At 74.5% G+C, this 14,524-nt stretch carries 9 protein-coding genes; 7 read left to right on the top strand and 2 right to left on the bottom strand.

All coding sequences use genetic code 11. The annotated features are described in order from the left end of the window. Nucleotides 1-18: 18 nt before the first annotated feature. From fliW to ACYVP9_RS14410, 6 genes are read left to right on the top strand one after another with little or no spacing between them, the layout of a single operon-like run. Nucleotides 19-468 (top strand): flagellar assembly protein FliW, encoded by a 450-nt coding sequence (fliW, locus tag ACYVP9_RS14385; protein WP_460605584.1) that lies wholly within the window; start codon nt 19-21, stop codon nt 466-468. A gap of 54 nt (nt 469-522) precedes the next feature. Further along, a complete protein-coding gene (csrA, locus tag ACYVP9_RS14390) occupies nt 523-777 on the top strand; it encodes a carbon storage regulator (RefSeq protein ID WP_460605585.1) in 255 nt (84 codons plus the stop codon). Nucleotides 778-822: 45 nt separating this feature from the next. After that, nucleotides 823-4,095 (top strand): exodeoxyribonuclease V subunit gamma, encoded by a 3,273-nt coding sequence (gene recC, locus ACYVP9_RS14395; protein ID WP_460605586.1) that lies wholly within the window; start codon nt 823-825, stop codon nt 4,093-4,095. Continuing rightward, a complete protein-coding gene (locus tag ACYVP9_RS14400) occupies nt 4,092-7,517 on the top strand; it encodes an exodeoxyribonuclease V subunit beta (protein ID WP_460605587.1) in 3,426 nt (1,141 codons plus the stop codon). The genes recC and ACYVP9_RS14400 overlap by 4 nt, the downstream gene beginning before the upstream one ends. Further along, nucleotides 7,514-9,499 (top strand): exodeoxyribonuclease V subunit alpha, encoded by a 1,986-nt coding sequence (gene recD / locus ACYVP9_RS14405; protein ID WP_460605588.1) that lies wholly within the window; start codon nt 7,514-7,516, stop codon nt 9,497-9,499. Before ACYVP9_RS14400 ends, recD begins: the two co-directional genes overlap by 4 nt. A 12-nt stretch (nt 9,500-9,511) precedes the next feature. Then, on the top strand, nt 9,512-10,354 hold the full coding sequence (locus tag ACYVP9_RS14410) for a metallophosphoesterase family protein (RefSeq protein WP_460605590.1): 843 nt from the start codon (nt 9,512-9,514) through the stop codon (nt 10,352-10,354). Here ACYVP9_RS14410 and ACYVP9_RS14415 read toward each other — a convergent pair. After that, on the bottom strand, nt 10,351-11,931 hold the full coding sequence (locus ACYVP9_RS14415; RefSeq protein WP_460605591.1) for an amino acid permease: 1,581 nt from the start codon (nt 11,929-11,931) through the stop codon (nt 10,351-10,353). The two genes, ACYVP9_RS14410 and ACYVP9_RS14415, sit on opposite strands and share 4 nt — an antisense overlap. A 115-nt stretch (nt 11,932-12,046) precedes the next feature. Between ACYVP9_RS14415 and ACYVP9_RS14420 the strand changes: the two genes are divergently transcribed. Then, nucleotides 12,047-13,876, top strand: coding sequence for a putative nucleotidyltransferase substrate binding domain-containing protein (locus ACYVP9_RS14420; RefSeq protein WP_460605592.1), 1,830 nt, complete (start codon nt 12,047-12,049; stop codon nt 13,874-13,876). Between the two features lies 1 nt (nt 13,877). Here the strand turns inward: ACYVP9_RS14420 and ACYVP9_RS14425 are convergent, their stop codons facing one another. Next, nucleotides 13,878-14,522: a pyridoxamine 5'-phosphate oxidase family protein gene (locus ACYVP9_RS14425; protein ID WP_460605593.1), complete on the bottom strand. Its 645-nt coding sequence runs from the start codon at nt 14,520-14,522 to the stop codon at nt 13,878-13,880. Nucleotides 14,523-14,524 lie beyond the last annotated feature (2 nt).

A 14,524-nucleotide genomic window follows, 5' to 3' on the forward strand; every position in this document is an offset into this window, starting at 1 on the left:
TTCGAGAGGACAACCATCGTGACCAGCGTGCTCACCCCTTCGCAGCAGGCGTCCGAGCGGACCGGCGAACTTCCCGCCGACCCCGCCGAGGTCATCCGCCTCGTCGAACCGCTTCCCGGCTTCGACGGCGAACTCGACTTCGTGCTGAGCCGCATCGACGCGGACGGCGTCCTGTGGGCGATGCGGTCGGTGCGCGACCCGCAGCTGCGGTTCGTGCTGACCCCGTCCGCCTGCTTCTTCCCCGACTACGCCCCCGAGCTGGGAGCGGCCGTCGCGAGCGCGCTCGACGTCGACGAGGACGCCACTCTCGACTGCCTGCTCGTGCTGACCGTCCCGTCGGACCTGCGCGACGCGACCGCGAACCTGCGCGCCCCCATCGTCAGGCCCATCGGCGGCGGCACCGCGATGCAGGTCGTGCTCGACGACGAGAGCCTGTCGATGCACGAGCCGCTGCTGCCCGCGGCCTGACGCCACCGGCCGCTCCCTCCGCCCGAACCTCGCTGCGACCCGTACATTGGGCGGGTGCTGATCCTCACCCGGCGGGCCGGCGAGAACGTCGTCGTCGGCGACGACATCGTGATCTCGGTGATCGAGGTGCGCGGCGACGCCGTGCGGATCGGCATCCAGGCGCCCCGGTCGCTCGCGGTCCACCGCGAAGAGGTCTGGCTCGAACTGCAGAAGGCCAACTCCGAGGCCGCCTCGCCCAGCGACGAGGCCATCGGCGCCACGCTCGAACGCCTTCGCCGCCGCGGCCAGGACGACCCGCCCACGAAGTAGCGCCCGTCCGGCGGAACTGTCGGCGCCGTCGACCATGATGTGCCCGTGCCCGGGCTCGTGATCCACCGCAGCGAGCGCGCCGACCGGCTGGTCGACGCGCTCGCCGACGTGCTCGCCGAACCGGCGGGCGACCCGTTCGTCCCCGAGGTCGTCGCCGTGCCCAGCCGCGGGGTCGAGCGGTGGCTGGCGCAGCGGCTCAGCCACGTGCTCGGCGCCGGCCCGGAGGGCGACGGTGTCTGCGCGAACGTCCGCTTCCCGAACTCGTCCGAGGTGCTCGACCGGGCGGCGGCAGCGGCGCACGGGCCCTACGCCGACGCGGTCGAGAGCTGGTCTCCGCTGCGCGCCGTCTGGCCGCTGATGGCGATCGTCGACGAGGTGCGCCACGAGACGTGGGCGGCCCCGCTCGCGGCGCACCTGAGCGCGGGCGAGGGCCGCCGATTCGCGGTCGCCAGCACGCTCGCCCGCCACGTCGAGCGCTATGGGCGGTCCCGTCCGGCGATGCTGCGGGGCTGGCGCGACGGCGAGCCCGCCGACCTGCCGCCCGACCTGCTCTGGCAGGCCCGGCTGTGGCGGCTGCTGCGCGAGCAGCTGGGGCCGTCCCCCGCCGAGCTGCTCGACGCCGCCTGCGCGCGACTTCGGGACGATTCCGCCGCGGTCGAGCTGCCCGGGCGGGTATCGGTCTTCGGCCTGACGCGCCTCTCACCGTCCCGGGTGGGGGTGCTCACGGCCCTCGCGGCCCGGCGCGACGTGCATCTGTGGCTGCACCACCCGTCCCCGGCGCTGTGGCGTGCGGTCGCGGCGACGGGCGCGGTGCCCGGGCCGCGCCGCGACGACCCGACGGGCCCGGCCGTGCGGCACCCGCTGCTGCGCTCGCTGAGCCGCGACGTGCGCGAGCTGCAGGTGCTGGTGGCCGGCGCGGCCGGCGGCGACCTGCACCACCCGATGCCGCCGCCGCCGGCCACGCTGCTCGGCCGGCTGCAGCGCGGGCTCGCCGACGACGACGTGCCGACGACGCGCGTCCCGATCGCGGCGGACGATCGCAGCCTGACCGTGCACGCCTGCCACGGTCCGGCCCGACAGGTCGAGGTCGTGCGCGAGATCGTGCTGGGGTTGCTGCGCGACGACCCGACGCTCGAGCCGCGCGACATCGTGATCATGTGTCCCGACGTCGAGGTGTTCGCACCGCTCGTCGCGGCGAGCTTCGGCATGACCGACGAGCCGGGCGGCCACCCGGCCGCGCAGCTGCGGGTCCGGCTCGCCGACCGCGACCTGCAGCAGACCAACCCCATGCTCGCGCTGCTCGCGCAGCTGCTCGAGCTCGGCGCACACCGGGTGACGGCCTCGCAGCTGCTCGACCTCGCCGGGTCCGCGCCCGTCCGCGCGCGCTTCGGCTTCGGCGACGACGAGATCGAGGAACTGCGCGACCGCACCGCCGCGGCGAACGCCCGGTGGGGCCTCGATGCCCGGCACCGGGCGCCCTACGGTCTCGAGAACCTCGAGCAGGGCACGTGGCGCCGCGCCGTCGACCGCATGCTCGTGGGCGTCGCGCTCGAGGAGGACGACCGCTGGCTCGGTGACGTGCTGCCGCTCGACGACGTCGACAGCGGCGCCATCGACCTCGTCGGACGCTTCGCGGAGTTCGTCGACCGCGTCGACGCGGTGCTGCGCGAGGCCGAGCACCCGCACCCGGTGGGTGAGTGGGCGTCGCTGCTCGCCGAGGCGGTGCTCGGTCTGGGCGAGCCGGAGCGGGCCTGGCAGGGCGCGCAGCTGACCCGCGAGCTCGACGAGCTGGCCGAGGCCGCGGGCGACACCGACGTGTCGTTGAGTCGCGCCGAGGTGACCGCGCTGATCGAGCACCGGCTCAGCGGGCGTCCGACGCGGGCGAGCTTCCGCACCGGCACCCTCACCGTCTGCACGCTCGTGCCGATGCGCTCGGTGCCGCACCGGGTGGTGTGCCTGCTCGGCATGGACGACGGCGCCTTCCCGCGGCAGGGCGTCGTCGACGGCGACGACGTGCTCGCGCGCGACCCGGTGATCGGTGAGCGCGACGTGCGCAGCGAGGACCGCCAGCTCTTCCTCGACGCGATCTGCGCCGCCGAGCAGCACCTGGTGATCGCCTACACCGGCGCCGATCCGCGCACCGGGGTCGAGGTTCCGCCGTGCGTGCCGCTCGGCGAGTTGCTCGATGCCGTCGACGCCGCCGCGGCCGCTCCCGACGGCGGTGCGGCGCGTGACCACGTCGTCGTCCGGCACCCGCTGCAGCCGTTCGACGCGCGCAACTTCACCCCGGGCGCGCTCGGGGCGCCGGTGCCGTTCTCGTTCGACACCGCCGCGCTCGCGGGCGCACGTGCCGCGCTCGACGACCGGCGTCCGGTGCCGGCGCTGGTCACGGCCCCGCTGCCGGCCGTCCCCGCCGACGACACCGTCGAGCTCGACGACCTCGAGGGCTTCCTCGTCGCCCCGGTGAAGACGTTCCTGCAGCAGCGGCTGCTGGTGAGCACGTGGCAGGACGACGACGAACCGGCCGACGAGCTGCCCCTGGCCATGGACGGGCTGCCGTCGTGGGCCGTCGGCGACCGGTTGCTGCGCAACCGCCTGCGGGGCATGAGCGTCGAGGCGTGTCGCGAGGTCGAGCTGCGCCGGGGCGACCTGCCGCCCGGCCGCATCGGCGAGCGACTGCTGCAGACCGTCGGCGGCTCCGTCGAGGCGTTGCTGCTGCGGTGCGAGACGGTGCGCGCCACCCCGCCGCACTCCGTCGAGATCGCGGTGCCGCTCGACGACGGCCGGACGCTGACGGGCACCGTCGGCGGGGTGCACGGCACCACGCTGCTCGACGTCTCCTACTCGTCGCTCGGGCCGAAGCAGCGACTTCGCGCGTGGGTGCGCTATCTCGCGCTCGTGGCGCAGAGCGGTGACGCCACGATCGAGTCGCGGTGTGTGGGACGCGGCGGCGGCGGCGCCCGGCAGTGCGTGTTCCGCGGTCTCGACCGTCCCGAGGCGGTGGGCGTGCTCACCGACCTCGCCGGCCTGCGCGACGCGGGTCTGCGCACCCCGCTCCCGTTCGCCCCGAAGACCTCGTGGGCCTACGCCGACCGCATGCTGGCGAACAAGGGCGACGACGCCGCGTTGCGCTCGGCCGAGACGCAGTGGCGCGGCCGCGACTACCCCGGCGAGAACGCCGAGGCCGCCCACGCGCTGGTGCTCGGTGCGTCCGCCGGATTCGAGGCGTTCACGGCGGTGCCCGCGCCCGACGGGCTCGACTTCGCCGCGCTCGCGATGCGGGTCTGGCAGCGTCTCGCGTCCGCGGAGTCCTCGTGACCGGCCCGCGCGAGTTCGACCTGCTCGGCCCGCTGCCCACCGGCACGACGGTGCTCGAGGCCAGCGCGGGCACCGGCAAGACCTTCACCATCGCCGGCCTGGTCACCCGCTACGTGGCCGAGGGTGTGGTCCGGCTCGACGAACTGCTCGTCGTGACATTCGGTCGCGCGGCCACGCAGGAGCTGCGCGACCGGGTGCGGGCCCGGCTGGTGTCCGCCCGCGACGCGCTCGCCGACCCGGCGACGGCCGCGGCGGGCGACGACGCGCTGCTGCGCCACCTCGCCACCGCCGACCCGCGCGAGGTGGCGGCGCGGCGCGACCGGCTCGTCGACGCGCTGGGCGCCTTCGACTCCGCCACGGTCGCCACCACCCACGAGTTCTGCCGCCGGGTGCTGGCCGGGCTCGGCACCGCGGCCGACGTCGACGACGACGCCACCTTCGTCGACAACCTCGACGACCTCACCGAAGAGGTCGTGCACGACCTCTACCTGCGCATGTGGTCGCGTCCCAGCGCCGGGGAGCCCCCGCTCACCGTGGCCGGCGCCCTCGAGCTGGCGCACGCCGTCGTGCGCGACGGTCAGGCCGCGCTCGTCCCGCGCCGTGCCGCGCCCGACAGCGTCGCCGACCTGCGCCACCGCTTCGCCGGCGCGGTGCGTGACGAGGTCGAGCGCCGCAAGCGGGCGCGCCGGTTGCTCACCTTCGACGACCTGCTCACCCGGCTGCACCGCACCCTCACCGTCGACGCGACCGCCGGCACCGCCGCCGCGCGGCTGCGGGCGCGGTACCGGGTGGTGCTGGTCGACGAGTTCCAGGACACCGACCCGGTGCAGTGGGAGATCCTGCGCGCCGCCTTTCACGAGCACGCGGCCATGGTGCTGATCGGCGACCCCAAGCAGGCGATCTACGCGTTCCGCGGCGCCGACGTGCACGCCTACCTCGCGGCGGCCGCACTCGCCCGGCAGCACGCCACGCTCGCGCACAACTGGCGCAGCGACCCCGAGCTGCTCGGCGGGCTCGACGCGCTGTTCCGCGGGGCGGCGCTGGGCGACGACCGCATCCGGGTTCACCCGGTCACGGCGGGCCACCGGGGCCGCACCATCAGCGGTGCCGACGCCGGCCCGGCCCCCGTCGAGGTGCGCGCGGTGCGGTCCGAGCCGACCTGGATCACGCCGATGCGCGAGGCCGTCGTCACCGACCTGGTGGCGCGGGCGGTGCAGCTGCTGTCCGGCGACGCGCGCTTGCACCCGCGCGACGGCGGGGCGCCGCGTCCGGTACGACCCGGCGACATCGCGGTCGTCGTCGACACCAACGCGCAGCTCGACCTCGTGCACGACGCGTTGCAGGCGGCGGGCGTGCCGTCCGTCCGCCGCACCACCTCCAGCGTGTTCAAGACCGCCGCGGGCACCGACTGGATCGTCCTGCTCGAAGCGCTCGAACAACCCCAGCGGACGGGGCGGCTGCGCCGCCTCGCGCTGACCCCGTTCGTCGGGTGGACGGCGGCCGACCTCGACACCGGCGACGTCGACGGGCTCGGGGTGCGGCTGCGTCGCTGGCTGCGGGTGTACGAGCAGCGGGGCATCGCCGCCCTGCTCGACGCCGTCGGCCGTGACCAGGCGATGCCCGCCCGCCTGCTCGGCCAGCTCGACGGCGAGCGGCGGCTCACCGACATCCGGCACGTGGGCGAGGCGCTGCACTCGGCTGCCACGTCGGGGCAGCTGGGGTTGGCGGCGCTGCTCGACTGGCTGCGCCGGCGGGTGCGCGAATCGCACCGCGACACCACCGTCGAGCGCAGCCGGCGCCTCGATTCCGACGCCGCCGCGGTGCAGATCGTCACCGTGTGGGCGAGCAAGGGTCTCGAGTTCCCCGTCGTGTTCGTGCCCTTCGAGTGGGACCGGTTCCAGCGCGACGACGCGGTGCCGCTGTTCCACGACACGGAGGGCACGGAGGACACGGTCGACACGGAGGGCAGGGTCGGCACGGTCGGCACGGACGGCACGGGCGACGGCGCGGGCGACGGGCCCGAGCGCGCCCCGCGCCGGGTGCGCGACGTCGGTGGCGACGGGTCCGACAACCCGGGTTTCGCCGAGAGCAGCGGCCGCGCGCGCACCGAGCTGGCGGGCGAGCACCTGCGCCTGCTGTACGTCGCCATGACCCGCGCGCAGTCGCTCGTGATCGCGTGGTGGGCGCCGAGCCAGAAGAACTCCGAGTGCGCCCCGCTGCACCGGCTGCTGTTCACCGACGACCCGGCCGCGGGAGTGCCCGAGCGGGCCACGGTGCCGCCGATGGCCCGCGCCGCGCAGGTGCTCGTGTCGCGCGCCGTTCCGGGGCTGCTGCACGTGACGCCGGCGTCCGCCGCCGACGCCGCGCCACCGCGCTGGGAGTCCGACGCCACCGCGCCCGGGCACCTGGCCGCCGCCCGGCTCGAGCGGTCCGTCGACGCGACGTGGCGGCGTACGTCCTACAGCGCGCTCACCCGCGCGGCGCACGAGGTCGGGCCGGTGATCGGCAGCGAGCCCGAGGTCGTCGAGAAGGACGACGAGCCCGACACCCCGGCCGCCGTCGAGGCGGGTGACGACCCGCTGCGCGCGGTGCCGTCGCCGATGGCCGCGCTGCCCGGCGGCACCGGCTTCGGCACGCTCGTGCACGCCGTGCTCGAGCACGCCGACACCACGGCCGCCGACCTCGCCGAGGAGGTCCGTCCACTCGTCGTCGCGCAGATCGAACGCTCCGGCGGTCACGACCTCGCCGCCGACGAGCTGACCGAGGCGCTGCTGCCCTCGATCCGCACCCCGCTCGGCCCGCCGGCGGGCGACCGTTCGCTCGCCGAGCTGCCCCCGGCCGACCGGCTCAGCGAGCTCGACTTCGAACTGCCGCTGTGCGGCGGTGACACGCCGCGCGGCCGGGCCACGCTGCGCGACGTCGCCGGGTTGCTGCGCGAGCACCTGCCCCCCGGGGACCCGCTCGCCGGGTACCCGGACCTGCTCGACGACCCGTCCCTCGGCGACGGCGTGCTGCGCGGGTACCTCGGCGGGTCGATCGACGCCGTGCTGCGGGTGCGTGCCGCCCGTGCCGACCGTTTCGTCGTCGTCGACTACAAGACCAACCGGCTGGGCGACCTCGCCGAGCCGCTCACCGCGTGGCACTACCGCACCGGCGCGATGGCCGACGCGATGATGCACGCCCACTACCCGCTGCAGGCGCTGCTGTACGAGGTGGCGCTGCACCGCTTCCTGCGCTGGCGGGTGAGGGGTTACGACCCGGACGTGCACCTCGGCGGGGTGCTGTACCTGTTCCTGCGCGGCATGTGCGGGCCCGGCGTCGTCGACGCCGACGGCAGCATCCCCGGGGTGTTCGCGTGGCACCCGTCCGCGGCGTTGGTCACCGCCACGTCCGACCTGCTCGCCGGCGGGGTGACCCCGTGAGGCGCCTGCACACCGCCCGCGCGCACGGCCTGCTCGCCGCCTTCGACCGGGCCGGCGTGCTCGCCCCCGCCGACGTGCACGTCGCCCAACGCCTCGGCGCACTCACCGGCGAGCAGGACGAGCGCGTGCTGCTCGCCGTGGCGCTCACCGTGCGCGGCACGCGGCAGGGGTCCGTGGTTCTCGATCTCGCCGACGCCGCATCGACGATCACGGCCGAGGCCGACGAGGCCGGCGCCGACACGCCCGCGGTCACCGACGTCGGTGACACCGGGGCGACGGACGAACCGCTCGCCTGGCCCGATCCCGACGCCTGGGTGGCGGCCTGCCGGGCCAGCCCGCTGGTCCGCGGTGGCCCGGGGGCCACCGGGGTACCGCTGCGCCAGGTGGGCACGCGGTTGTGGCTCGACCGCTACTGGCGACAGGAGCTCGCGGTCGCCGACGACCTGCTGCGCCGCTGCGCCGACCGTCCCGACGACATCGACCCGGCCGCGCTGCGCGCCGACCTCGACTCGCTGTTCACCGACGCCGGCACCGCAGATCAACGCCGGGCTGTGGCGGTAGCCGCGCTGTCACGCATCAGCGTCATCGCGGGCGGGCCCGGTACCGGCAAGACCACCACGGTGGCGCAGCTGATCGCGGTGCTGCACCGCCGGCTCGGACCGTCGCTGCGGGTCGCGCTCGCTGCCCCCACCGGCAAGGCCGCCGCGCGTCTCGAGGAAGCCGTGCACGCCGCGGCCGGGCCCCTCGACGCCGCCGACCGCGCGGTGCTCGCCCGGCTCGGCGCGCGCACGCTGCACCGGCTGCTCGGCCGGCGTCCCGGTTCGTCGAGCCGGTTCAAGCACGACCGCGACCACCATCTGCCCTACGACGTGGTCGTCGTCGACGAGAGCTCGATGGTGCCGCTGACGATGATGGCGCGGCTGGTCGAGGCGCTCGCCCCGGCGACCCGGCTCGTGCTGGTGGGTGATCCCGACCAGCTGGCGTCCGTCGAGGCGGGGGCGGTGCTCGGCGACCTCGTCGATCCGGACGACGTCGGGCCGGTGACCGACACGTTCCGGCAGGTGCTCGCCCCCGCGCTCGACGACCTGCCGTCCGCCACCCGGCCGCAGCGCGCCGACGCCGAGCTGCGCTCGTCGGTCGCGATGCTCACGACCGTCCGCCGCACCGCGGGCGCGAGGGTCGAGCTGGCGCGGCTCGTGCGCTCCGGGGCCGCCGACGCCACGTTGGCATTCCTGCGCGCGCAGCCCGAGGGCGTCGTGTTCCACGAGGTCGACGACGAGCTCCCCGTGCCTCCGGACGTGCTCGCGGCGGTGCGGCGCTCGGTGGTCGCGCACGAGAGCGCGCTCGCGGCCGCGGCCGAGGCCGGCGACGCCGAGGGCGCGCTCGACGCCCTCGACGGCCACCGCCTGCTCTGCGCGCACCGGGCGGGGGCGCGCGGGGTCGAGCACTGGACCGCCCTGGCGCAGCGGTGGTTCGTGCCCGAACCCGCCGCGCCCGGTGCCGCGCAGCCCGGCGATCCCGCCGCCGACCCGGCCGCGTACGCCCTCGACGGCCACTACGCGGGCCGCCCCCTGCTCGTCACCGCCAACGACTACGACATCGACCTCTACAACGGCGACACCGGGGTCGTGGTGCGCCGCGAACCCGGCAGCCCCGTGCTCGAGGCGGCCTTCCGCAGCGCCGCCGGAGTGCGGCGGGTGCCGCTGGTGCGGCTCGGGGACGTCCGCCCGGTGCACGCCATGACCGTCCACAAGGCCCAGGGCAGCCAGTTCGGCACCGTCACGGTCGTGATGCCGCTCGCGGCGTCACCGCTGGCCACCCGGCAGACGTTCTACACAGCGATCACCCGCGCGATCGGGCCGTTGCACGTCGTCGGTTCCGCCGAGTCGGTGCTCGCCTGCGTGGCCCGTCCGATCGCGCGCGCGACCGGCCTGCGCGACCGGCTGCTCGCGCCCCTCGAACCGGAGCCGGCCGGGCCGTGACAGCCTGGGGTGATGCAGCCCGCGCCGCCCCGTCCGCCGGGACGGGTCGCGATCATCGGCGACCTCGCCGGCCAGCTCGACGAACTGTGCGGTGAGCTCGAGCGGCTCGGCGCCGTCGACGACCGCCTGCCCGACGACCTGACCGTCGTGCAGGTGGGCGACCTCGTGCACCGCGGCCCGGCGTCCGAGGGGGTCGTCGCGCTCGTCGACCGCTACCTGCGCGACCAACCGGCACAGTGGCGACAGCTCGCCGGCAACCACGAGGCGCAGTACCTCGCCGAACCCGCGTTCGACTGGCCCGAGCACCTCGACCACACCGCCGCCGACACCCTCGCCGGCTGGTGGGCGTCCGGCGCGATGCGTCCCGCGGTGGCGCTCGAGGCGGCCGGCGAGCGCCTGCTCGTCACGCACGCCGGGCTGACGTCCGACTACTGGCGCGACGTGCTCGACGCCCAACCCGACGTGACGCTGGTGGCCGCCGCGCTGAACTCGTTCGCCGGCACCCACGACGCCGTGCTGTTCGCCGCCGGCCACATGCTCGGCGGCGGGGCGCCGCGACCCGAGCGCGCAGGGCCGCTGTGGGCGGCGGCCGCCACCGAGCTGCTGCCGTCGTGGCTGCACACGCCGCTGCCGTTCAGCCAGGTGCACGGCCACTCGAGCCCCGTCGACTGGCGGCGCAAGCAGCTGCGTGCCGATGCGGACGTCGCCCGGGTGCTCGGCGTCGACCTCGAGGCCGCACACACCGAGGTCTCACTGCCCGGCGGACGGATCGTCGGCGTCGACCCCGGGCACGGCGCCAAGCCGCACCGCCCGTGGCGGGCGTTCGTGCTCGAGGACGCTCGCGTGCTGGGTTAGGCCTTCGACTCGATCTCGTCCTGGTTGACCGCCGGCGTGCCCCCGCCCTTGTTGCGGGCGGTGGGGCCGTCGTCGTTCCAGGCCGCCTCGAGATGTCCGTCGGTGTTGGCGATGACGTTCTTGCGGACGACCAGCCAGCCGATCATGAGCAGGAAGGCGATGATCGGGATGCCGAGCACGACGACGAGGAAGTCGGTCTTGCTCCAGAAGTCCGGCGACTCCTGCCAGCCCGAGATGGCCAGGGCGATGATGACGTAGCCCAGGAAGATCAGGCCCAGCCAGCTGGTGTACGGCGAACCCGGCATCTGGAACGGGCTCTTCTTGATGACGCCGCGGTTGACCAGCCGCCGCAACCTGATCTGGCAGGCGAAGATCGTCGCCCACGTGAAGGCGACACAGATCGACGACGCCTCGAGCGCGGTGGTGAAGGCGTCGGGATCGACGGCGTTGAGCACGGCGCCGAAGACGTAGACGACGGACGTCATGACGATGCCCGCCCACGGCACGCCGTGGCTGCTCATCTTCAGCGTGAAGTCGGGAGCCTGCTTCGACACGCCGAGGCTGCGCAGCACGCGGCCGGTCGAGTAGAGACCGGAGTTGAGCGACGACATCGCGGCGATGATCAGCACGGCGAGGATGACGTCGCCGACCCAGCCGAGGCCCATGCGGTCGAACACGGTGACGAACGGGCTGCTCGCCGGGTCGTCGGGGTTCTTCGGGGCGTAGTCGCTCGTCGGCAGCATCGAGATGAGGAGCAGGATCGAGCCGACGTAGAAGACGCCGATGCGGAAGACGACCGCGTTGACGGCCTTGGGCACCTCGGTGCGCGAGTCCTTCATCTCGCCCGCGGCGACACCGACCATCTCGATGGCGGCGAAGGCGAAGATGACGCTGGACATCACCAGGAGCGGCCCGTACCAGTTGAACTGGCCGTCGGACGGCCAGAAGCCGCCCGGGTTGTTCCAGAGGTTGGAGAAGCCGGCCTTGTGCGCGCCGAGGTGGATGCCGCCGATGACGTAGACCAGGCCGACGACGAGGAACATCACGATGGCCGCGACCTTGATGATCGACGCCCAGAACTCGAACTCGCCGAACGCCTTGGCCGACAGCAGATTGATGATCAGCACGACGGCGAGCGCCACGAGCACGGTGACGGGGCGCGGCACGCCGTCGAACTTCGACTGCACGTAGAGCGCCACGGCCGACAACTCGGTGATGCCGGTGAGCGCCCAGTTGAGCCAGTACATCCAGCCCGTCACGTACGCGCCGCGTTCGCCGAAGAACTCGCGCATGTACGACACGAACGCGCCCGAGGTCGCCCGGTGCAGCACCAGCTCGCCGAGGGCCCGCATGAGCAGGTAGGCGACGACGCCGACGATCGCGTAGCTGATCACCAGCGCGGGCCCGGTGGAGGCCAGCTTGGACGCCGAGCCCAGGAACAGACCGGTGCCGATGGCGCCGCCGATGGCGATCATCTGCACCTGGCGGCGGCCGAGCGACTGCTTGTAGCCGACCTGCTCGGCGTCGAGGCTGCCGCCGCCCTCGGCGTCGGCGCTGTCAGTCCCGGTCTGCGTCATGAGGCCGTTCCCCCTTCGTCGTGTGAGGTCACCCGCGCTTCGTGGGTACACGGTTCCCCGAACGGATCATTCCTACGCGGTTCCCAGGCGATCCCGGTCGGGCACCATGACATCCGTGCCTGACGACAGCGACGATCTGGCGGCGTTCCTGGGTGCGCACCCGCCGTTCGACGACCTCGACGCCGAGCAGCTCGGCCGTCTCGCGCGGGCCGCGCACACCCGCCGCTTCGCCGACGGGACGCAGATCCTGGACGCGTTCGCGACCGAGAGCGACGAGATGTACGTGGTGCTCGAGGGTCGCGTCGACCTCTGGAACAGCCGCGGCAGTGCCGACCCGGACGAGCGGTTGGGCCCGGGCGGCGTCTTCGGGTACTCGGCCCTGCTCACGCAGCGACCGGTGGGCCCGCGGGCCGTCGCGCGCGGCTCGGCGACGGTGGCGATCCTGCCCGGCGACATCGTGACCCCGGCCCTGCAGTCGTCGGGCGGCGCCCGGTTCCTGGCCGACAGCCTGTCGCGCCGTCCGCCGGACGTCGACCCGAGCTACGGCGTCGTCGACGAGCTGATCACCCGCACCCCGCTGCTCGTCGCGCCGGACACGTCCGTCGCGGACGTGGCCCAGCGGATGACCGAGGCGGACACCTACTACGCCGCGATCGAGCTCGGCGACGGACGGTTCGGCATCGTCACCGACCGCGTCCTGCGCACCGAGGTCATCGTGCCGCGGCGGCCGCTGACGACACCGGTGTCCGAGGTCATGCAGCCGGCACTGACCACGGCGAGCGGCGAGTCGGCGGCCGGCGCGCTGATCACCCTGCTCGACGAGGACGCCGAGTTCCTGCTCATCGTCGATCGCGCGGGACGGCTGCGCGGGGCGGCGGCGCCCGCCGACTTCGCGGTGTCGTCGACCACCGCCGGCGTCGCGCTGCGCGAGCAGATCTCGCGCGCCGGCGACGCCGATGAGCTCGCCGACCGGGCGGCCGGTGTGCCGGGCATGGTCGCCGACCTGCTCACCCGCGGGCTCGCGACCAGCAAGGTGACGGCCGTGTACACGGCGACCGTCGACGCGATCGTCCGCCGCGCTCTGGTGCTCGTGTTCGCGCAGCACGACGACCTCGACATCGACGCGTTCACCTGGCTGGAGCTCGGCGGCAACGGCCGCCGCGAGGCGGTGCTCAGCTCGGACGTCGACTCGGCGGTGACCTTCTCCGGCGACCTCGACCCCGCGCAGTACGGGCGCTACCGGTCGGCGTTCGCCGAGGTCGAGAAGCTGCTGGTGCGGGCGGGACTGCACGTCGACGAGCACGGCGCCACGGCCAGCCGCGCGGCTTTTTCGCGCACGAACGCGCAATGGCGTTCGGCCGCGAAGGACTGGTTGGACGACCCGGTGCCGAACCAGGGCGCGATCATGACCTCGCTGCTGGTCGACGGACGTCCGGTGCACGGCGACCCCGGCCTGCCCGAGGTCCTGCGCGTGTTCGGCGACCTGCGCTCGCACCCGGGCACCATGAAGCTGCTGCTCGAGGAGTCGTTGTCGAAGAAGGCGCGGCTGCGCTCGGTGCGCGACGTGCTCGCCCGCCGGGGCGGCACCTTCGACGTCAAGACCCACGCGCTGCTGCCCATCGTGAACATCGCGCGGTGGGCCGCGCTCACCGTCGGCTCGTCCGAGGTGCAGACGACCGAGCGGCTGCGGGCGGCGTCCGGGTCGCCGATGCTCGCCGACGGCGCCGCCGACACGCTGATCGAGGTCTTCGAGGTGCTGCAGCAGGTGCGGCTGCGGCACCAGCTCGCACAGCGCGAGCGCGGGCACCGGCCGTCAGACGTCGTCACCATGCACCGGCTGTCACCCATCGACCGCAGCGTCATCGGGCAGGCCGTCCGCGAGGTGTCGACGGTGCAGCGACGCATGGCCAACCTGGCGCAGTACACGTCCAGCGAGGAGTGGTGACTCAGGACAGCGTCGGCGTCCCGGAGAGCGCGCGGACGCTCGGCGGCAGCTCGCCGTCCGTGGCGGGCACCGCCTCGCCGTAGCGCTTCTCGAAGGGCACGACGCCGGCCCAGACGCCCGCCGACGCGGGCAGGTCCTCGAGGCTCGGGCCGCCCTCGCGCACCTTCACCGTCGCGTCGTCGAGCGGCATCGTGACCACCGCGGTCGCCCTCATCTCCTTCGGCGACGGACGCCGCGCCTCGGCCCACCGGCCGGGCGCAAGAGCCTCGGTGAGGGCCTCGAACGCGGCCATCAGCGCGTCGTCGCCGACCACCGGCTCGAAGCGGCCGTAGATCACGGCGCCGCGGTAGTTGACCGAGTGGTCGAAGACCGACTTCGCCAGCACGAGGCCGTCGACGACCGCGACCGAGACGCAGGCCGGGACGCCGGCAGCCAGCGCCTTCATCGTCCGGCTGGCGGACGAACCGTGCACGGCGAGCCGGTCGCCGATGCGGGCGGCGAGCATGGGCACGACCTGCGGTTCACCGTCGAGCACCCAGGCGACGTGCGCGAGGTGCTGGGCGTCGAGCACGGCGTGGAGCGACTCGCGGTCGTAGCGGCCGCGTTCGGGTTCGCGGCGGATGCGGCGGGTGGCGGCAGGGGTCACGT

It is taken from the genome of Jatrophihabitans fulvus (assembly GCF_054781375.1).

What these genes read in the sequence shown, in the direction of transcription:
- ACYVP9_RS14410 (WP_460605590.1), top strand. Translation starts at nt 9,512, where the DNA reads ATGCAGCCCGCGCCGCCCCGTCCGCCGGGACGGGTCGCGATCATCGGC.
- ACYVP9_RS14415 (WP_460605591.1), bottom strand. Translation starts at nt 11,931, where the DNA reads ATGACGCAGACCGGGACTGACAGCGCCGACGCCGAGGGCGGCGGCAGC.